19 protein-coding genes, 1 tRNA gene and 1 pseudogene are annotated in these 19,083 nt (G+C 62.9%); 12 read left to right on the top strand and 9 right to left on the bottom strand.

All coding sequences use genetic code 11. The annotated features are described in order from the left end of the window. Positions 1-420 (bottom strand): STAS/SEC14 domain-containing protein, encoded by a 420-nt coding sequence (locus FJ930_RS16685; RefSeq protein WP_141839186.1) that lies wholly within the window; start codon positions 418-420, stop codon positions 1-3. Between the two features lie 151 nt (positions 421-571). Between FJ930_RS16685 and FJ930_RS16680 the strand changes: the two genes are divergently transcribed. The 4 genes from FJ930_RS16680 to FJ930_RS16665 all read left to right on the top strand — a co-directional run bounded on the left by FJ930_RS16680 (position 572) and on the right by FJ930_RS16665 (position 6,585). Then, a complete protein-coding gene (locus FJ930_RS16680) occupies positions 572-1,312 on the top strand; it encodes a pyridoxine 5'-phosphate synthase (protein ID WP_141839184.1) in 741 nt (246 codons plus the stop codon). Positions 1,313-1,409: 97 nt separating this feature from the next. Next, entirely contained in the window at positions 1,410-3,323 is a 1,914-nt protein-coding gene (locus FJ930_RS16675) for a potassium transporter Kup (protein ID WP_141839182.1), read from the top strand. Positions 3,324-3,507: 184 nt separating this feature from the next. Next, a complete protein-coding gene (locus tag FJ930_RS16670) occupies positions 3,508-5,427 on the top strand; it encodes a potassium transporter Kup (RefSeq protein ID WP_141839180.1) in 1,920 nt (639 codons plus the stop codon). Between the two features lie 129 nt (positions 5,428-5,556). Beyond that, a complete protein-coding gene (locus tag FJ930_RS16665) occupies positions 5,557-6,585 on the top strand; it encodes an aldehyde reductase (RefSeq protein ID WP_141839178.1) in 1,029 nt (342 codons plus the stop codon). Positions 6,586-6,695: 110 nt separating this feature from the next. Here FJ930_RS16665 and FJ930_RS16660 read toward each other — a convergent pair whose 3' ends face one another. After that, positions 6,696-7,610: an SDR family oxidoreductase gene (locus FJ930_RS16660; RefSeq protein ID WP_141839176.1), complete on the bottom strand. Its 915-nt coding sequence runs from the start codon at positions 7,608-7,610 to the stop codon at positions 6,696-6,698. 146 nt (positions 7,611-7,756) lie between these two features. Between FJ930_RS16660 and FJ930_RS16655 the strand changes: the two genes are divergently transcribed. Next, positions 7,757-8,167 (top strand): helix-turn-helix domain-containing protein, encoded by a 411-nt coding sequence (locus FJ930_RS16655; protein ID WP_141839174.1) that lies wholly within the window; start codon positions 7,757-7,759, stop codon positions 8,165-8,167. Positions 8,168-8,249: 82 nt separating this feature from the next. Continuing rightward, positions 8,250-8,476 (top strand): annotated as a pseudogene (locus FJ930_RS16650) (FAD-dependent monooxygenase); the annotation flags it as partial. Positions 8,477-8,502: 26 nt separating this feature from the next. Here the strand turns inward: FJ930_RS16650 and FJ930_RS16645 are convergent. Further along, positions 8,503-8,934 carry a DUF1772 domain-containing protein gene (locus tag FJ930_RS16645; RefSeq protein WP_181763403.1) on the bottom strand — a complete coding sequence of 144 codons (432 nt, stop codon included), beginning with the start codon at positions 8,932-8,934 and terminating at the stop codon, positions 8,503-8,505. Positions 8,935-9,087: 153 nt separating this feature from the next. Between FJ930_RS16645 and FJ930_RS16640 the strand changes: the two genes are divergently transcribed. Then, a complete protein-coding gene (locus FJ930_RS16640; protein WP_141839170.1) occupies positions 9,088-9,741 on the top strand; it encodes a TetR/AcrR family transcriptional regulator in 654 nt (217 codons plus the stop codon). A gap of 25 nt (positions 9,742-9,766) precedes the next feature. Beyond that, on the top strand, positions 9,767-10,786 hold the full coding sequence (ilvC, locus tag FJ930_RS16635) for a ketol-acid reductoisomerase (RefSeq protein ID WP_141839168.1): 1,020 nt from the start codon (positions 9,767-9,769) through the stop codon (positions 10,784-10,786). Between the two features lie 134 nt (positions 10,787-10,920). Here the strand turns inward: ilvC and FJ930_RS16630 are convergent, their stop codons facing one another. Beyond that, a complete protein-coding gene (locus tag FJ930_RS16630) occupies positions 10,921-11,475 on the bottom strand; it encodes a BA14K family protein (protein ID WP_141839165.1) in 555 nt (184 codons plus the stop codon). Positions 11,476-11,664: 189 nt separating this feature from the next. Here FJ930_RS16630 and FJ930_RS16625 point away from each other — a divergent pair, with 189 nt between their 5' ends. Together FJ930_RS16625 and FJ930_RS16620 are read left to right on the top strand one after the other, a co-directional pair. Beyond that, positions 11,665-12,780, top strand: a complete 1,116-nt coding sequence (locus tag FJ930_RS16625) for an endonuclease/exonuclease/phosphatase family protein (RefSeq protein ID WP_140743145.1) — start codon at positions 11,665-11,667, stop codon at positions 12,778-12,780. Positions 12,781-12,801: 21 nt separating this feature from the next. Then, on the top strand, positions 12,802-13,518 hold the full coding sequence (locus FJ930_RS16620; protein ID WP_141839163.1) for a hypothetical protein: 717 nt from the start codon (positions 12,802-12,804) through the stop codon (positions 13,516-13,518). Between the two features lie 23 nt (positions 13,519-13,541). Here the strand turns inward: FJ930_RS16620 and FJ930_RS16615 are convergent, their stop codons facing one another. Genes FJ930_RS16615 through FJ930_RS16605 form a run of 3 tightly spaced genes read right to left on the bottom strand, consistent with a single transcriptional unit; the run spans position 13,542 to position 16,765 of the window. Continuing rightward, entirely contained in the window at positions 13,542-14,759 is a 1,218-nt protein-coding gene (locus tag FJ930_RS16615; RefSeq protein WP_141839161.1) for an ABC transporter permease, read from the bottom strand. 2 nt (positions 14,760-14,761) lie between these two features. After that, on the bottom strand, positions 14,762-15,469 hold the full coding sequence (locus FJ930_RS16610; RefSeq protein ID WP_141839159.1) for an ABC transporter ATP-binding protein: 708 nt from the start codon (positions 15,467-15,469) through the stop codon (positions 14,762-14,764). 3 nt (positions 15,470-15,472) lie between these two features. Continuing rightward, positions 15,473-16,765, bottom strand: a complete 1,293-nt coding sequence (locus FJ930_RS16605) for an efflux RND transporter periplasmic adaptor subunit (RefSeq protein WP_141839157.1) — start codon at positions 16,763-16,765, stop codon at positions 15,473-15,475. 100 nt (positions 16,766-16,865) lie between these two features. Between FJ930_RS16605 and FJ930_RS16600 the strand changes: the two genes are divergently transcribed. Both FJ930_RS16600 and FJ930_RS16595 read left to right on the top strand, forming a co-directional pair. After that, complete coding sequence (locus FJ930_RS16600; RefSeq protein WP_141839155.1) at positions 16,866-17,774, top strand: PhzF family phenazine biosynthesis protein; 909 nt, start codon at positions 16,866-16,868, stop codon at positions 17,772-17,774. Positions 17,775-17,902: 128 nt separating this feature from the next. Further along, positions 17,903-17,978: transfer RNA gene (locus FJ930_RS16595), tRNA-Lys, on the top strand. A 118-nt stretch (positions 17,979-18,096) separates the two neighbouring features. Here FJ930_RS16595 and FJ930_RS16590 read toward each other — a convergent pair. Together FJ930_RS16590 and FJ930_RS30230 are read right to left on the bottom strand one after the other, a co-directional pair. Continuing rightward, positions 18,097-18,657 (bottom strand): hypothetical protein, encoded by a 561-nt coding sequence (locus FJ930_RS16590; RefSeq protein ID WP_141839153.1) that lies wholly within the window; start codon positions 18,655-18,657, stop codon positions 18,097-18,099. Positions 18,658-18,782: 125 nt separating this feature from the next. Then, positions 18,783-19,083 (bottom strand): hypothetical protein (locus tag FJ930_RS30230; RefSeq protein WP_210245360.1); only part of this gene is annotated, 301 nt, incomplete at its 5' end.

The following is a 19,083-nucleotide window of genomic DNA, read 5'->3' as shown; positions in this document are numbered from 1 at the left end:
TCACGATGACGGCTTTTCTCGCGCGCCGACCTGCCGGACCCCGAGCCATTGCCATGCATCGGCTTCTTCCTCGGCCTTGAAATGCCTGAATTCGATGGGTGACGACGAGGGCAGGGCACGTCGTGCGTCCGAAGTCCAGTCCGGACTGCCGATCGCCGCGCACCGGCCTATGTGTTGCACTGCATGGGTTGCGCCCTGTTTGAGGGTCTCGTCGGAGATATCGGCCCAGTCGACGCCATCGTGATCGACCATGCGCACGGCGACGTCGATTCGCTGGTGAAGCGCATAAGCGGCCTCGAGCAGGCCGAAAAGGTTCTCGGCATCGGCTGGTGAAACATGGCCGACGACATCGATGGCGAAAAGGTCGTCGCGGTCGGTATCGATGCGACGGATTGCCGGTACGGATTCAAGAAAATTCAACGGGACGCCTCCTTTCCACAGCAACGTTGTCGTTCTGGAACATCGCAAACCCCCTATCTGTTCCCATCAAAGGCGTTATAGATGCCCGGCGCGAAGAACGCCGCGTCTGGGACGAGGCGCTCCAGATCCTAGTTTTCACGGATGTCAGCCCATGCCCGCAAAGCTCTCCGTCAATCTCAACGCCATCGCCATGCTGCGCAACCGGCGCGACCTGCCATGGCCTGATATGATCGCGCTTGGCCGCATCGCGCTCGCGGCTGGCGCCCATGGGCTGACCGTCCATCCGCGTCCCGACGAGCGTCACACGCGGCGTTCCGACCTGCCCAAGATCAGGGCACTGATCGACGATGAGTTCCCCAAGGCGGAATTCAACATCGAAGGCCATCCAACCGAGGATTTCCTGGCGCTTGTGGAAATGCACCAACCCGAGCAGGTGACGCTGGTTCCCGATGATCCGGCGCAGGCAACCTCCGACCATGGCTGGAACTTCGTGGCCGACGCCGCGTTCCTGTCACCGATCGTCAAGCGGCTGAAGAAGGGCGGTTTCAGGGTGTCGCTGTTTTCCGATGCGGATCCCGCCGGCATCGCGGCCGCGCGTGATACGGGTGCCGACCGGATCGAACTCTATACCGGTCCTTATGGCAGTTATCATTCCGATTCCGCAAAAGCGGCCAAGGAGCTGGAAAGATTGGGGAAAACAGCAGACGCGGCATTTGCTGCCGGCCTTCAGGTCAATGCCGGGCACGACCTGACGGTAGGCAATTTGCCTGACCTTGTCCGACGCATACCGGCATTGTCCGAAGTGTCGATAGGACATGGGTTGACAGCCGACGCGTTGGAGTATGGCATGGCCGGTACGGTGGGTCGGTTCCTGAAGGCCTGCGGGTGGTAGGGATAGCTTCGCTTTGCGGATATTGGCGGCCATGGCGTGCAATTGATATCGTATCGCAGCATGCATGAAGTACCGCGCGCTTGTCAGGGAGTGGTCGATGGACCTTGCCAATCGCGGTAGCGAGGCTGAAACCGTCGAGCAATCGGGTCACCCCGGGGTTGAGCAGCACAGCACCAAGGTTCTGATGCTGGGCGCGCTCGGCGTCGTCTATGGCGATATCGGCACGAGTCCGATCTACGCCTTCCGCGAGGCGCTCCATGCTTCGCCAGGCATCGATACACGGGTTCACGTGCTTGGCGTGCTGTCGCTGATCGTCTGGGCGCTGACGATCATCGTGACCATAAAATATGTTGCCTTCGTGCTTCGTGCCGATAACAAGGGCGAAGGAGGCACGCTCTCGCTGATGTCCTTGGCGCGCAGCGCCTATCCCAAAGGCGCGCGACTGATCCTCGGTATCGGCCTTTGCGGGGCGGCGCTGTTCTTCGGTGATTCGATCATAACGCCGGCCATCTCGGTGCTGTCCGCGGTCGAAGGCCTCGAAGTGGTGACTCCGACATTGGACGCCTATGTCGTGCCGATCACGCTTCTCATCCTGGCAATCCTTTTCTCGGTGCAACGCTTCGGTACCGGAAAGGTGGCGGCGGTGTTCGGGCCGGTGACGGCGTTGTGGTTCCTGGCCATCGGCGTTGCGGGGCTCTATCACCTGATGGATGATCCATCGGTCCTCCTGGCCATCAATCCCTATTACGCGGTTGCCTATCTCGTCAGCACACCCACAGCTGCCTTCGTCACGGTCGGCGCCGTGTTCCTTGCTGTGACCGGGGCCGAGGCGCTCTACGTGGATCTCGGCCATTTTGGACGCAAGCCGATCGTGTTGGCATGGTTTTCCGTGGTTTTCCCCTGCCTGCTGCTCAATTATTTCGGGCAGGGCGCCTTTGTGCTCGCCAATGACGGAAAGCCGACCAATCCGTTCTTCCAGATGCTGCCTGACTGGGCGCTGATGCCGATGGTGGGGTTGGCAACGGCCGCGACGGTCATCGCCAGTCAAGCGGTCATTTCAGGTGCCTTTTCGCTGACCCGCCAGGCTGTGCAGCTCAACCTTCTGCCACGCATCGAGGTACAGCATACGTCCGAAATGCAGCTTGGGCAGATTTATATGCCCCGCGTCAATCTGCTCATCGCGTTGGGGGTGATGCTGCTGGTGGTCGGCTTCGGCAGTTCGAGTTCGCTGGCTTCCGCCTATGGCATCTCGGTGACCGGCGAAATGCTGATGACGACGATCCTGCTGTTCGTGGTGATGCGCAAGATGTGGAAATGGAAGCTGGCGCTCGCCTTGGCGCTGACCCTGCTGTTCGGCATCATCGACAGCGGCTTTTTCCTGGCCAACGTCGTCAAGATCGTCGAAGGCGGCTGGGTCTCGATCACCGTTGCCTGCCTCATGGGCCTGATCATGGGGACGTGGATACGCGGCAGCCGTTACCTCTTCGACAAGACCCGCCGCAACGAGATCCCGCTCGATTTCCTCGCCGGCAATCTGTTGAAGAAGAAGCCGCAGCTGGTTTCCGGCACCGCCGTGTTCCTGACCAGCGATCCGCTCAGCGCGCCAACCGCGCTGATGCACAGCCTGAAGCACTACAAGGTGCTGCACGAGCAGAACGTCATCCTCTCGGTGGTGACGGCGCCGCAGCCGGTGGTGCCCGACAGCGAGCGGGTCAAGATGGAGACGGTCAACGAGCTGTTCATGCGGGTGACACTGACCTTCGGCTACATGGAACAACCCAATATTCCGCGCGCGCTGGCCATCTGCCGCAAGCAGGGCTGGAAGTTCGACATCATGACGACCTCCTTCTTCCTGTCACGGCGTTCGCTGAAAGCCTCGCCCAATTCCGGCATGCCGGTGTGGCAGGACCGGCTGTTCATCGGCCTGGCGCGCACGGCGGCCGACGCGACCGAATATTTCCAGATTCCAACGGGCCGCGTCGTGGAAATCGGCACGCAAGTGGCTATTTAAGGCATATGCGGCAAGTCTTGCTGGCGCCGGCCACGTAGGGTCGGCGGTTGTGGTCCGCGCATGTCGGGTGCCCGGCCGTTTGCCGAGCAGCCCAGCGCTCCCGGCATGGGAGCCATTACGCAGCGGCACTTGATATTGCACTGCAGCAAGCGTAGAGCACCGCGCGCTTATCGGAGTGTCGTCCATGGCCCTTGCCAACCCTGGTAGTGAGGCAGAACCCGTCGAACAGCCGAGCCATTCGGAGATCGAACAACACAGCACCAAGGTGTTGATGCTGGGCGCGCTCGGCGTCGTCTATGGCGATATCGGCACCAGCCCGATCTATGCCTTCCGCGAAGCTCTGCATGCCTCGTCCGGCGGCAATGTTGCCAATCGTGCCGACATTCTCGGCGTGCTGTCGCTGATCATCTGGTCGCTGACGATCACGGTAACAATAAAATACATCATGTTCGTGCTGAGAGCGGATAACCGCGGCGAGGGCGGGGTGCTGTCGCTGATGGCGCTGGCGCGCGGCAGTTTCCCAAAACGTTCGGCTGTCATTCTCGGCATCGGCATCGTCGGTGCCTCATTGTTTTTCGGCGACGCGGTCATCACGCCGGCGATTTCGGTGCTTTCGGCGGTCGAAGGCATGAATGTCGTCACGCCCGCGTTCCAGCCCTACGTCGTGCCGCTCACACTGGTCATCCTTGCCGCGGTGTTCGCGGTACAGCGTTTCGGTACCGGCGGCGTCGGACTGGTCTTCGGCCCGGTGACCGCCGTGTGGTTCCTTGCCATCGGCCTTTCCGGCGTCAACCACATCGTCGCCGACCCGGAAATCCTCTGGGCGATCAGCCCTCATTATATCGCTGCCTTCCTGATCCATTCGCCCGACGTTTCCTTCGTGACGATCGGTGCTGTCTTCCTGGCCGTCACCGGCGCCGAAGCGCTTTACGCCGATCTCGGCCATTTCGGCCGCAAGCCGATCGTGCTCGCCTGGCTGTGGATCGTGTTTCCCTGCCTGCTGCTCAATTATGCCGGACAGGGAGCTTTCGTGCTGGCCAATGGCGGCGTCGTCGGCCATCCGTTCTTCGAAATGAACGAGGGTTGGGCACTGATCCCGATGGTCGTGCTGGCGACCGCTGCGACGGTGATTGCCAGCCAGGCGGTGATTTCGGGCGCTTTCTCGCTGACTAGGCAAGCGGTGCAGCTCAACATGCTGCCGCGTCTGGAAATCCTGCACACGTCGGAAAAGCAGTCCGGCCAGATCTACATGCCGCGTGTCAATCTTCTGCTGGCGCTGGTGGTGATGCTGCTGGTGGTCGGCTTCGGCGAGTCCAGCAGGCTGGCCTCGGCCTACGGCATCTCGGTTACCGGCAACATGCTGGTGACGACGACGCTGCTGTTCGTCATCATGACGCGCATCTGGAAATGGAACCTGTGGCCGGCGATTGGACTGACGGCGCTGTTTGGGCTGATCGACGTCGGGTTTTTTGCCTCCAACATCGTCAAGGTGTTCGAAGGCGGCTGGGCCTCGCTGGTCGTGGCCTTCGCGATCGTGCTGGGAATGTGGACCTGGGTGCGCGGCAGCCGTTACCTCTTCGACAAGACGCGCCGCAACGAGATCCCGCTCGATTTCCTCGCCGGCAATCTGCTGAAGAAGAAGCCGCAACTGGTTTCCGGCACCGCCGTGTTCCTGACCAGCGATCCGCTCAGCGCGCCGACCGCGCTGATGCACAGCCTGAAGCACTACAAGGTGCTGCACGAGCAGAACGTCATCCTCTCGGTGGTGACGGCGCCGCAGCCGGTGGTGCCCGACAGCGAGCGGGTCAAGATGGAGACGGTCAACGAGCTGTTCATGCGGGTGACACTGACCTTCGGCTACATGGAACAACCCAACATTCCGCGCGCGCTGGCCATCTGCCGCAAGCAGGGCTGGAAGTTCGACATCATGACGACCTCCTTCTTCCTGTCACGGCGTTCGCTGAAAGCCTCGCCCAATTCCGGCATGCCGGTGTGGCAGGACCGGCTGTTCATCGGCCTGGCGCGCACGGCGGCCGACGCGACCGAATATTTCCAGATTCCGACCGGACGTGTGGTAGAGATCGGGACGCAGGTGGCGATCTGACGAGCTCGATCATCAAGCGTGGTTTCAGGGGCCTGAACCACTTTGACTTCGGGGTTTAGGCAATTCCGGACGGAAAACCGCACGTACCTCCTGGAATTGCTCTTGACCTGAACAGACGCGGAGGCGGGCATGAGCGGCGAACTGGTGCTTGTCACCGGCGGATCTGGCTTTCTCGGCGCCCACTGCATCCTCGAATTGCTGAAGGCGGGCTACCGCGTGCGCACGACAGTGCGCTCCGCCAAGCGTGAAGCCGATGTCCTGGCCATGATCAAGGCTGGCGGCGCCGAACCGGCCGACAGGCTGTCCTTTGCCATCGCCGACCTCATGAGTGACACTGGCTGGCCGCAAGCGGTGGCCGGCTGCGACTATGTGCTTCATGTCGCTTCGCCATTTCCGCCCGGCGTGCCCAAGCATGAGGATGAGCTGATCGTTCCGGCGCGTGAGGGTGCATTGCGGGTGTTGCGGGCGGCACGGGACGCCGAAGTCAAACGCGTCGTGCTGACCTCATCCTTCGCGGCCATCGGCTATGGCGAGATGCCGCCCGACGGGCGGCCGTTCACCGAGGAGAGTTGGACCGATCCGACGGGCAAGGTCAGCGCTTATGTGAAATCCGAGCGCGCGGCATGGGATTTCATCGCCGCAGAGGGCGGCAGGCTGGAGCTTGCGGCCGTCAATCCTGTCGGAATCTTCGGACCGGTTCTGGGATCGGACCATTCGACCTCCACCGAATTTGTCCAGCGCATGATGAATGGCGCCATGCCGGGGCTGCCGCGCCTGTTCTTCGGCGTTGTCGACGCACGCGACGTGGCGGAACTGCATGTACGTGCCATGACCAATCCCATTGCCAAGGGGCAGCGGTTTCTCGCCGTCGCCGGCGATTTCATGACGGTGCGGGAAATGGCGCAGACGTTGAAAACGCGGCTCGGCGGTGTGGCGGCGCGCGTCTCGACAAGGCAGTTTCCCGATTGGCTGGTCCGGGTGGTCGGACTGTTCAACCCGGAAGTCGCGCAGCTCGTGACCGAATTGGGCAAGGTCAAGAATGCCACCAACGCCAAGGCGGTCAGCATGCTCGGCTGGGCGCCGCGGTCTCGGGAAGACGCGCTGGCGGCGACCGGCGAAAGCCTGATCCGGCTTGGCCTGCTCAAAACATCGAAATAGCGCGGCGGGAAACCGATTCCGATTTCCCGCCGGGCTGAGCGTTCAGCGTTCGATAGAATCGTCGACCTGTTCCAACTCCTTGTTTTTACGCAATCCCGAACGGAAAGCCGCTACGCAATTTTCCTGGAATTGCCATAGCCCGCCAGCACGGACTCGTTGGCCTTCAGGAATTGCTTCAGCGACACCGGCTTGCGGCCTGACAGCGTCTCGACCGAATCCGTGACCATGCCGAGATCGCCGGCGCGGGTGGCGGCATCGAAGGAGACGAGAAGCCGGGCAATCGGGTCCGGCAAGCCCGCCGCCTTCATTCCCTCGGTCAACGCCTCGTCGGACAGTTGCACAACCTCGATCGGCTTGCCGATGACTTCGCTGACAAGCGTCGCGACCTCGGCGACAGTGTAGGCCTGGGGACCGGTCAGTGTGTAGGTCTTGTTCTCACCGTTGCCGGAGGCAAGCCCGGCGGCGATAGCGGCCGCCATGTCGTCGCGTGCGCAATAGGAGATACGGCCGTCGCCGGCCGAGGTATACCAATGTCCGGACGCCAGGATCTGCGGCAGCGCCATAAACAGGTTCTCGGCGTACCAGCCGTTGCGGAAGATCGTGTAGGCGATGCCGGTCGCCTTGATGGCCTGTTCCGTGCCGTAGTGGTCGGGCGCGAAGAGCACGGCCGAACCGGGCTCGGTGTTGGGCAAGGAGGTGTAAAGCAGGTGCTTGACGCCGGCCTGCCTCGCTGCCGCGACCGCTGTGACCTGCTGCGCGCGCCGCTTTCCCTGAATGGCCAATTCGTTGGTCGAGATGATCAGCGCGCGGTCGGCGCCGGCGAAGGCGGTGGGGAGGGATGCCTGATCGTCGAAGTCTGCTGCCCGCACGGTGACGCCGCGCGCGGTGAGATCTGCCAGGCTCGCCGGCGTGCGGGTGGTGGCGATGATCCGGGACGCCGGCACTTTGAAGGTGTCCAGCAGGTGGTTGACGACGCTGCGGCCAAGCTGGCCGGACGCGCCGGTGACGAGAAGGGTTTCGGGCATGGAAGGATCCTGGTTTTGTGCTGAAGGGCGGGATGCTCTTTGGTCTTTCGCAGGTCTCTAAAAGAGACCAGCGCTAAAATAGGAATTGACCCGTCGCCGTAAAGAAGGCAGTTTTTCGGGAGGTAGGCACACGCAGGGAACCAGCCATGGACAGCCGGATCGTCAACCTGAAATCGAAACTGGACATCTACAAAGCGATGACCGGCGGCGGCGATCTTTCCGATTGCCCGGTCAGAGACGTGATCCAGGGTCTTAGTGGCAAATGGAGTTCGCTGCTGATGGCAGCGCTCGCCGAACAACCCTATCGCTTCGGCGAGCTGCGGCGGCTGGTGCCTGATATCTCGCAGCGCATGCTCACCCAGACACTCCATGATCTGCAGCGCGACGGCTACGTGCATCGCGAAGTGTTCCCGACCAAGCCGCCGAGCGTCGAATACAGCCTCACCGATCTGGGCCGGTCGATGTTCGGCGCCTTGCATCAGTTGCTCCAGTGGGCCGAGCTCAACCACGATGCAGTGCGCGAGGCGCGCAAGGGATTTGATGCCGCCCAAGCCTGAACCCGGCTTGCGCCTGACGTAAGCGTAAAAGCGCAAGCTTGCCTTGGCTGCATCCATAGGAGATCGTGCCGCCAGTTGGCGCACGGTGAAGCTTCCCGTCGGCCGGAGGTTGGCTGTCATCGGCGATGCCGCGCATTCGACGAGCCCCCAACCCGGGCAAGGGGCCAACATGGCGCTGCTCGACGCCGCGACCGGCTGGTGGCGACCATCGCGAAGATCCCGCCGGTCCCGCGGTTCCTCGCCTCGATCGTCGCCGGCACGGTGATCGATCCGTTCAGGCGGGCACGGCTGGCCGAAGCGCAGTGGCCTGATCGTTCGCCGGATGATGCTCGACGTCAGCCCAGACGACTGCCCCAGACAAAGGCCAGCGTCGCCAGCACGCCGAGTGCCACGCGAACGAGGTGCAGATTGCCCCATTTGACGATCAGCGGCCTGACCTGCGGATTGTCGGCGCCGACATCCATCGCTTCCAACATCCTGTTGGTTGGCATCATCGCGATCAAGGTCCATGGCCATGGCAGGATGATCAATATCGCGCCAGCCAGGAAAGCGTGTCCGCCGGTCCGCCACCAGGCGACCAGACCAAGGATGCAGGCGATGATGGCGATCGAAGCCTGCATCGCTGCGCCGCGCTTGTAGGAAGGTTGCCATTCCCGCAGCAGCGCCTCGTCATCAAGGCGAAGCCGCGCCGGCTGTTCGGCGACGCTGACATAGATCGCGGCGCCGGCGAAAACGGCGGCTATGGTCAAGGCAAGCAACCCAATCAGCATTTCTCCGCCCCAAGGGTGGCCGACAGCGAAACCGTCCGAATAGAAATTAGGGCTTGCAAGGTCCGGTGCAATACGCCATAGCAATGCCGAACCGTAACGTACGGTACGGATAACCACCCGCTGGCCAGCCTGCCTGCCCGAGGAAAGACCGTGTTGCTGGCAAACGCCGACATCGACAACAGCCAGGCGCTGACGGAGCGGCAGCAGGCCGTCCTCGACGCGGCATTGCGGCTGCTGGTCGAGGAGGGCGACAATCTGACCATGACCGCCGTGGCGCGGCGGGCTAGCTGTTCCAAGGAAACGCTCTACAAATGGTTCGGCGACCGCGACGGCCTGTTGACCGCGACCGTGCAATGGCAGGCGTCGAAGGTGCGGGTCGCTTCAGTCGACGGCAAGGGATTGGACCTTGCGTCGCTGACGGCGAGCCTCGAGCGCTTTGCCTCCGACTGGCTCAGTGTCATTTCAAGCGACACCTCGATCGCCCTGAACCGGGTGGCGGTTGGCCATGCCGGTTCCGGCAAGGACGATCTTGGCGCCGTCGTGCTGGAGAATGGCCGTTTCGCGCTGGCCAGGCGGCTGAAGCCGGTGCTCGAGGCCGGGCGTCAGGCGGGGCTTCTCGAATTTACGGATGCCGAGACGGCTTTCCGTACCTTTTTCGGGCTGGTAGGCCGGGACGTGCAGATCCGTCTGCTGCTCGGCGACCGGCTGGAATTGACTGAGGCGGCGATCGGCGGCGACGCCGCCCGGGCGACGCAGCAGTTTCTCGCTCTTTTCGGAGCAAAAGCCGGGCCGCAAGGCCTTTGATCTTAGAAAACGGGAAGGAAGTAAAATGCGCGTCTATTACGATCGTGATGCCGATCTCAACCTGATCAAGGGGAAGAAGGTCGCCATCATCGGCTACGGCAGCCAGGGCAGGGCGCACGCCCTCAACCTCAAGGATTCCGGCGCCAAGGACATCGCCATCGGTCTCAAGGCCGGCTCGGCGACCGCCAAGAAGGTCGAGGCCGACGGCCTGAAGGTGATGAGCGTGGCCGATGCCGCCAAATGGGCCGACCTGATGATGATGGCGACGCCTGACGAGCTGCAGGCCGACATCTACAAGAACGAGATCGCGCCGAACATTCGCGATGGCGCGGCGATCGCCTTCGCGCACGGCCTCAACGTGCATTTCGGCCTGATCGAGCCGAAGTCGACCGTCGATGTCGTCATGATCGCGCCGAAGGGCCCGGGCCACACGGTGCGCGGCGAATATCAGAAGGGCGGCGGCGTGCCGTGCCTGGTCGCCGTCAACCAGGATGCGTCGGGCAATGCGCTCGACCTGGCTCTGTCCTACGCCTGCGGCGTCGGCGGCGGCCGTTCGGGCATCATCGAGACCAATTTCCGCGAGGAATGCGAAACCGATCTGTTCGGCGAGCAGGTGGTGCTGTGCGGCGGCCTAGTCGAACTGATCCGCGCCGGCTTCGAGACGCTGGTGGAAGCCGGCTACGCTCCGGAAATGGCCTATTTCGAATGCCTGCACGAGGTCAAGCTGATCGTCGACCTGATCTATGAAGGCGGCATCGCCAACATGAACTACTCGATCTCGAACACCGCCGAATGGGGCGAGTATGTCTCGGGTCCGCGCATCATCACCGCCGAGACCAAGGCCGAGATGAAGCGCGTGCTGAAGGACATCCAGACCGGCAAGTTCACCTCTGAGTGGATGCAGGAATACCGCGCCGGCCTGTCGCGCTTCAAGGGGATCCGCCGCATGAACGACAGCCACCAGATCGAGGAGGTCGGCGCCAAGCTGCGTGCCATGATGCCGTGGATCTCGAAGAACAAGCTGGTCGACAAGGCCAAGAACTAAGGGCTTCGCCCAGCGGTCGCAGGTATTTCAGGACCAAGCTGGTTGGAGCCGAGCGATCCATGCTCGATATCAGAAACCAAGAACGGCGCCTCGCGGCGCCGTTTTCATTTCAACCCGGTCGGTCTGGTCGCATCTCATCTGTAGGGCGACCAGCACTGCTGGCGCGGGCCATTGTAGGGCTGGAACGTATTGTCCCAGGCGCGATACGACCGGTACCTGTTATAGCACCACCGGACATGGGCACTCGAGAGCCGGCCCGCACGATAATAGCGGCGCGGCGGCGGCGCATAATAGTCGTAGTTATTGTACAGGCTGCCGAGGCCGAGCCCCAGGCCAAGGCCCAGGATCGCGGCACCCGCGCCATCATCGTAGTAGCCGCCGCGATAGTGGCGATGGCGCCAACGCCAATTGTCGCCGCGATTCCAGTCGCCACGGTTCCAGTTGCCACGATCCCAGTTGCCGCGGTTCCAGTTGCCAGACCGGCGCCATCTCCATTCGTTGTTGAACGTTCCGTTGTTGTTGCCCGCCCAGTCTTCGCGGACCGGCGTGACGGTCGGCGCCGCTGTGCTGGCGGGAATCGACAGGTCCGGCTGCAGGATCGGTCCGGCGGCGGACGGCGCCGTTATGCCGGAGACAATGCCGAGCGCAATCAGCCCGGATTTGATGGTGGAAGAAAAGAGCGAATTCATTGCACTCTCCAAGAGGTACAGGCCCCACGCCTACCCTGGGAATGGAGCCAATGTGGATGTTTGCGTCTGAACGGCGGATGAACGGAAAGGTTCCGTCAACCATGGCGCGAAATGCCGCAGGTCCAAACGATCTGGGCTTGTGGCCCTGCCAGCTTGTTTTCTTCGCCGCTTGCAGGCAAAGGTCACGGCATGTCGCTGCGCCTTGCCACTTTCAATGTCGAGAACCTGATGAACAGGTTCGATTTTTCCGGCTATCGCAATCAGCTCAACGAGGATCGGACGCTGGCGCTGTTCGATATCCAGAGCGAGGCCGAGTACAAGATGCTGGAGCAGGCCCGCGCCATCGCGCAATCAGACGACACGCGCCAGCTGACGGCGCTGGCGATCGCCGCCACCCGGGCCGACATCATCTGCATGCAGGAGGTCGACAACATCGAGGCGCTTAAGGCCTTCGAATACGGCTATCTGTTCAAGATGGTGGGGCAGGGCTACCGCCAGAAATACACCACGTCAGGCAATGATTCGCGCGGCATCGACGTCGCCGTGATGATGCGCAACGAAACCGCGCAGGGACAGCCGATCGAATTCGTGCGCATGACCAGCCATGCCTATGTCACCTACGAGCAGTTCGGGCTGCACACGCCGGAACTCGAGGCGCTCGGCAAGCAGGCCAATGAGCGCATCTTCCGGCGCGACTGCCTTGAAGTCGATATCACCGTGGGCGGTGCGCCGCTGACGCTCTACCTCGTGCATTTCAAGTCGATGGGGCCGCCCCGCAACGGGCTCGACGGTCGCGAGGCGACGATGCCGGTCCGCATCGCCGAGGCGCAAGCGGTGCGCCGCATCATCGAGGAGCGCTTCGGCAAGGAGCACGCCGCCGACAAGCGCTGGGCGATCTGCGGCGACATGAATGATTACCGCCAGCGGGTCAAGATTGCCGGCGATGATGTCGGCGGCTACCGTTTCGAGGTGGTCGACGAGGCCCGGTCCAGCATCGACGTGCTGACGGCTGGCGGCTTCTGCGAGAACGTCGTCGAGCGGCGACCGGAAATGAACCGTTGGACCTTTTACCATACCCGTGGGCCCGAAGAGCGGCATCTCTGCCAGCTCGACTATATCCTGCTCTCCAGGGGACTGGCGGCCAGGAATGCCACCGCCGTTCCCGACATCATCCGCGGTGGCCAGCCCTGGCGCACGATCTTTCCGGCAGGCCAGGAAGTCGAGCGCTTCCCACGCGCCGGCTGGGACCGCCCAAAGGCATCCGACCATTGCCCGGTGGCGATCACACTGGACATGGTTCGATAGGCGGCACTGGGGCTGATACAGATGAGTTTCGACCTGCCGCGCAATGTCATCCTGCCGGTCGATACCATCGACGTCCGGCTCGATCCCGGCCCGCACCCTTTCGCGCGGGACAATGAATGCGCAATCGCCGAAAACTGGCAGCGCGAGATAGCAGCCAATCCGGCGCTGTTCGACGGCACCGTGGTGTTGCTCTCGCAACTTGCCTGGGGCGACAACCGCCTCGTCGGCCGCTGCCATGCGGTCAACTATTCCACCTTCATGCTCTGGCGTAAGCGGCGCGAGAATTCCGGTGCCGAGCACGCCTATGCCCACGCCATGCTGGTGGCCGGCGACAATGCGCTGGTGGCGATCCGTATGGGCGCGAGAACGGCCAGTCCCGGCCGGGTCTATTTCGCCGCCGGCTCGTTCGAGCCGCTCGACTTCCGCGACGGGCAGGTCGATGTCGATCTCAACATGATCCGCGAGGTGCGCGAGGAAACCGGCCTCGACCTGTCGAATGCCGAACGAGGCAAGCGCTACCACGCCCTGTCGACGGCAAGCGGTACGGTGATCTTCCGCCGCTATCACCAGACAGCACCGGCCGACGAGATCGCGCGGCGGATCTCGGCCTTCGTCGCCACTGAAACCGATCCGGAGATCGAGGGGCCGGTGATCATCCGCCATGCCGCCGACCTTCCGGATAGCCTGGCGCCGCACATGAAGCCGCTGGTCGAGTGGCATTTCGAAAGCGGCAAGTAGGATAGTCCTGGCCTTGGTGCCTTCTACTCGTGCCGCAGCGCGTCGATCGGGTCGAGCCTCGCGCCACGCAGCGCGGGAAAGAAGCCGAACACCATTCCGATCAGCGCGGAGAAGCCGACGGCGAGCAGGATGACGGCCGGGCTTGGCGCGAAGGGGATGGTCAGGGTCACCGAGGCGAGGCCGGCCAGTGCCAGGCCGATCAGGATGCCGATGACGCCGCCGAGCAGCGACAGCACCGTGGCCTCGACCAGGAACTGGATGAGGATGTGCTTTTCATGGGCGCCGATGGCGAGCCTGATGCCGATCTCGCGCGTGCGTTCGGTGACCGAGACCAGCATGATGTTCATGATGCCGATGCCGCCGACCAACAGGCTGACGCCGGCCACCGCGCCCAGCATGCCGGTCATGGTGGTGGTGGCGCTGGCCATGGCGTCGGCGATCTGCGTCATGTCGCGGATGGCGAAATCGCTTTCGCGGTCGGGCGTGACGCGGCGCGCGTCGCGCAAAATGTCCTCGACGCGCGGCTGCAACTCGCTGGTCGGCGTGCGGTCGTCCGCGGCGATATAGATGTTGTCGATATCCCGGTTGCCGGCGATGCGACGCTGATAGGCATGCAGCGGCATCAAAACGACATTGTCCTGGTCCTGGCCGAAGCCGGTATAGCCCTTGGGCTCGAGCAGCCCGATGATCTTGCAGGAGGTGCGGTTGACGCGGATGATCTCGCCCTCGGGATCGCCGGCGCCGAAGAATTGCTGGCGCACCGTCTCGCCGATCAGGCACACACCGGTGCCGGAACGGGTTTCGGAATCGCTGAACGGGCGGCCGGACACCAGCTTCCAGTCGCGTGCGTCGAGATAGGCGCTGTCGGTGCCGGTGACGCCCGAAGTCAGGCTCTCGGTGCCGAAAATGACGCGCACCTGTTTCTGCGAGGCTGGCGAGATGGCGCGCGAGCCGGTGAGATGCGCGACCAGCGCCGCCAAGTCCTTCTCGGCCAATGGACGCACTGCCTGGTCGAGCCCGCCCGGGCCGCCAGGACCGGCGGGCCGCCCGGCACGGACGACCAGCAGATTGCTGCCAAGCTTGGAGATATCGGCCTTGACCTTTTGCGTGGTGCCGGAGCCGATGGTCAGCATGGCGATGACGGCGGCCACGCCGATGACGATGCCCAGCAGCGTCAGGAACGAGCGCAGCACGTTGCGGCGGATGGAGCGGAGCGAGAGGCGGACGGTTTCCCAGATCATAGTTAGGCCGTCTCCAGATTCATGGTGTCGGAGGCGACGTGACCGTCCAGGAAGCGGATTGTGCGTTCGGCGTATTCGGCGACATCGGCCTCGTGGGTGACGATTGTGATGGTGAGGCCAAGCTCCTTGTTCAGCTGCGTCAGCAATTCCATGATCTCATGGGTGCGGGCGGTGTCGAGGTTGCCGGTGGGCTCGTCAGCGACCAGAAGGGTCGGCCTGGTGACGATGGCGCGCGCGATCGCCACGCGCTGCTGCTGGCCGCCGGAGAGTTCCGCCGGCGTGTGGTGCTCGCGGCCGACCAAGCCGACCTGGGCCAGCGCCTGCATGGCAAGGTCGCGGCGCTCGCGGGCGGCGACGCCGCGATAGATCAGCGGCAGTTCGACATTCTCCGCCGCGGTGGTGCGCGCCAGGAGATTGTAGCCCTGGAAGACGAAACCGACATGGAGGTTGCGCAACATGGCGCGGCGGTTGCGGTCGAGCCGGCCGGCGTCGACGCCCATGAAGGAATAGGTTCCGGCCGTCGGCGTGTCGAGGCAGCCGATGATGTTCATTGCCGTCGACTTGCCGGATCCGGACGGACCCATGATGGCGACGAATTCACCGCGCCGGATCGCCAGGTCGACGCCGGCCAGTGCGTGCACCCTTGCCTCGCCCTGGCCATAGCTCTTCCAGACCTTGTCGAAGGTGATGAGGGGCGCACCCGCGGCCACGGCTTAGCTCCGCAACTGCGAAGCGGTGATCACCTGTGCGCCTTCCTCAAGGCCCGAGGTGATCTCGGTCAGTTCGCCATCGGTCGAACCGATCTTGACGTTGACCGGATGCGGCCGGCCGTTCTCCAGCACATAAAGCGTGCGCGAGCCGTCGGTGGGGGCCGTTGCCGCCTGACGCTGGCGATTGCCGCCGGGACGCCCCATGCGGCCGGTGAACAGGTCGCTGAGGCTCCAGCCACGCGCGGCCTGTTGCGCCGGGCGGTAGCGGAAGGCGCTGGCGGGTACGGTGAGCACATCCTTGACTTGCCTTGTGACCACCGAAACGGTGGCGGTCATGCCGGGGCGCAGCAGCAACTCGTTATTGTCGACCTCGAGCCGCGCATTGTAGGTGACGACGCCGTCCGTCGTGATCGAGGCATAGGAGATGTCGCGGATCTCGGCATCGAATGGCCGGTCCGGGAAGGCGTCGACGGTGAAGCGGGCATGCTGGCCCGACTTGACCGCGCCGATATCGGCCTCGTCGACCGCCGCCACCAATTCCATGTTCCTCAGATCCGCCGCGATGATGAACAGCACCGGCGCCTGCAGCGAGGAGGCGACCGTCTGGCCCGGGTCGACCGAGCGCGTCAGCACGATGCCGTCGATCGGCGCATAGATGGTGCTGTTGGCAAGATCGGTCTGCTGCGATTTGAGATCCGCGTTGGCGATGGCGAGATTGGCCTGGGTGCTGTCGAGCGTGGCCTTGGAACGGTCGCGCGTCGCGGTCGCCGCCTCCAGCGACTGGTCGGTCGCCATGCCGCGCTTGGTCAGGGCCGCCGCGCGCGCCAGCGCGCTCTCGTTCTCGGCCAGCGTCACCCTTGCATCCTCGACATTGGCGGCCGCCGCCTTGGCCGAGGCCTGCGCCCGCTCGATCTGGACCTGCAGCTTGGCGGTGTCGAGCGCGGCCAGCACGTCGCCCTTCTTCACCTGCTGGTTCTCGTTGACCGAAACCGAGCGTATGATGCCGGAGAGCTGGCTGGAAATGTCGACCTGAGTGAGCGGCTGCAGCTTGCCCGTTGCCGACACCTGGACGGTGAGGTCGGCCTTGGCGGCTGGCACGGTGGTGTAATCGATCCTGGTAGGCGTGCCGGCATACCATTGATAGAGGCCAAGGCCGGCGGCAAGCACGATCAGGGTGAGCAACGCATAGAGCCAGCCACGCCGCCGCGTCTTGCGCAGACCTTGTCTGTCGAGACCGAGCGCCGTCTCGATGGCGGAATCCGATTCCGTCTTTGGCAGATTGACAATCTGGTCCACGCTGGACCCCTATGATGCGTGATGGCCCTATCCGTGCACAGATCAGGCTTGATGGTTCAAATATCAAATTAAATTTCGCCCATGTTGGGATTGAGGCAGAATGCAAACCCGGAATTACTTGCTTTACGACGTGTTTACGACCGAGCGGCTGGCCGGCAACCCGCTGGCCGTTGTGTTGGATTGCAAAGGGCTGGACACGGCCGCGATGCAGGCCATCGCGCGCGAGTTCAATCTGTCCGAAACGGTTTTCGTGCTGCCGCCGGACAACCCCAAGCACCGAAACCGCGTCCGCATCTTCACGCCCGACTATGAAATGCCGTTCGCCGGCCATCCGACTGTCGGGTCGGCCATCGCGCTGGCGGAATTGGAGGGGGAGGGCAGCGCCGGCATTTTCGTGCTGGAAGAGAATATCGGACCGGTGCGCTGCGCCGTCAGCAAGCATGATGGCGCCACCTTCGCCGAGTTCGATCTCGCCAAACTGCCGGAACCGCTGGACCTGTCCGCCGATCCGCAGGCGATCGGCGCCGCGCTCGGGCTGGCGCCACATGAGATCGGTTTCGAGAATCACCGCGTCGCGTTCTGGTCGGCCGGTGTGCCGTATGTGACCATTCCGGTTGCCAACCTCGAAGCGGCGGCCCGCATCCGGCTGGACAACCAGGCCTGGTCGGAACTGGCGCCACGCAAGAGCGAATGGGCCTTCGCCAGTCCCTACGTCTACTGCCGCGAGACCGTGAATCACGAAAGCGCGTTCCATGTCCGCATGATCGTGCCCGGCACGCCTTCCTATGAAGACCCGGCTACCGGTTCGGCGGCGGCGGCCTTTGCCGGCGCCATCATGCATTTCGACGGCCCGACGGACGGGGTTTCGCGGCTGTGGATCGAGCAGGGGCTGGAAATGGGCCGCCCGTCGCGCATCCGCCTGGAACTCAACGTGGAGGGCGGAAAACTGGCCTCCGCGCGCATTGGCGGCAACGCGGTCAAGGTGGCGGAAGGCAAGCTTTTCGTGTGATGTGCCGGGCTTCGCCAAAGGTTCGAGAGACCCTTGGTACGATTTGTCGGGAAATGATTCCGGCAGGGCTGGACAGGATCGGTGTCGGCGGCTATATGCCCGCCAACGCCGGTTTTTGCCGGCCGAGTGGGTGCGTAGCTCAGTTGGTAGAGCAGCTGACTCTTAATCAGCGGGTCCACAGTTCAATCCTGTGCGCACCCACCAAATTCTTCAAAGACTTGGTGGATAGACCTAGTTTTAGGCCAGGGCGAAAAATCTCGTTGACATTTCCGTCGGTTACCGCGCCTGTGTTGCCATCAGCGGGCCAGAGACGGATTTTTCTCTACAGATTCAACGGATTTCCGCGGCTGGTCTCTACGGTCCCTTTGGCGGGTCTCACTGTTTTGACGCGGTCGGTGAGATGATGTGTCAGAAGCAAGGTACGCTGTTGGTCCCACGCATTTGGTAGCTCCGATAGTCGGAACAACCGCTTGCTCGTCAACTCTGTAGGCTGGCGCCCTTCAATGATCGCTTGGCTAATATCTGGGGCTAGGAAGGCAAATCGAAGAACGCGGCTGAGGTCGGAGATGTTCATCCGCTCGCGATCTGCCAAGTCCGCCATCGTTAAGTTGGAACCATCCGTTAGAAGGCCCAACAAGCGCTGAGCCCGCCGGAGCAGATTGATGAGTCCTGTGTCGGGGGCGCGTTGCTGAGAGGCGATTTCGTTGTTCAGCATCAGCGGGGTTTCGATGCCTCGGCGACGAACCGCGATTGGGATGGAGATTGCTTGAGGTGCGGAAACTGCGTCGAGCTCGTCAGAATTCAGGTTAAGCGTCTTAAGCACGCCGACGATGCTCAGTTCGACGGTGACGTACTGAGCGTTGACGACGACTTTCTCGATCAACGCAGATGTTAGAGCTTTCCTTGGCGGTATGGCGCTTCGTCGTCAGTCCAAGCTTCTAGGTTTGGGTCCGGAGGGAACTGAGCGAGCCTAGCTCGAGATAGAGGGTAAACATCCGGCCAACTGTTTCAGCCCTCCACGGGATTGATCACTAGCTTCCTATCTTTGAGGTCGTAGCCCAGCGGCACCCTGCCTCCCATCCACATGCCGAAGCTGACTTCGTTGTCAACTCGATATCTCGAAGTCAGGCTTCGGGTATGAGCGATCAGCTGAAGCAGAGTATCGGTGTGCGAGTGCCGGCGGCACGCCGCCGGGCCAAGCTCAGCCAAGAGGCTCTCGCCGGCAAGATCAACGTAAGCGCTGTTCCGGCGGCACCTTTCGGAGGTCGGCCTGAGCGAGGATGTTGGAGCCTTTGAGGGCTTCGACACA

It is taken from the genome of Mesorhizobium sp. B2-4-15, from assembly GCF_006658505.1.
Classification (GTDB): Bacteria; Pseudomonadota; Alphaproteobacteria; order Rhizobiales; family Rhizobiaceae; genus Mesorhizobium.
Note: the sequence above shows the minus strand (reverse complement) of the source record. Positions and strands in the feature narration are given on the sequence as shown.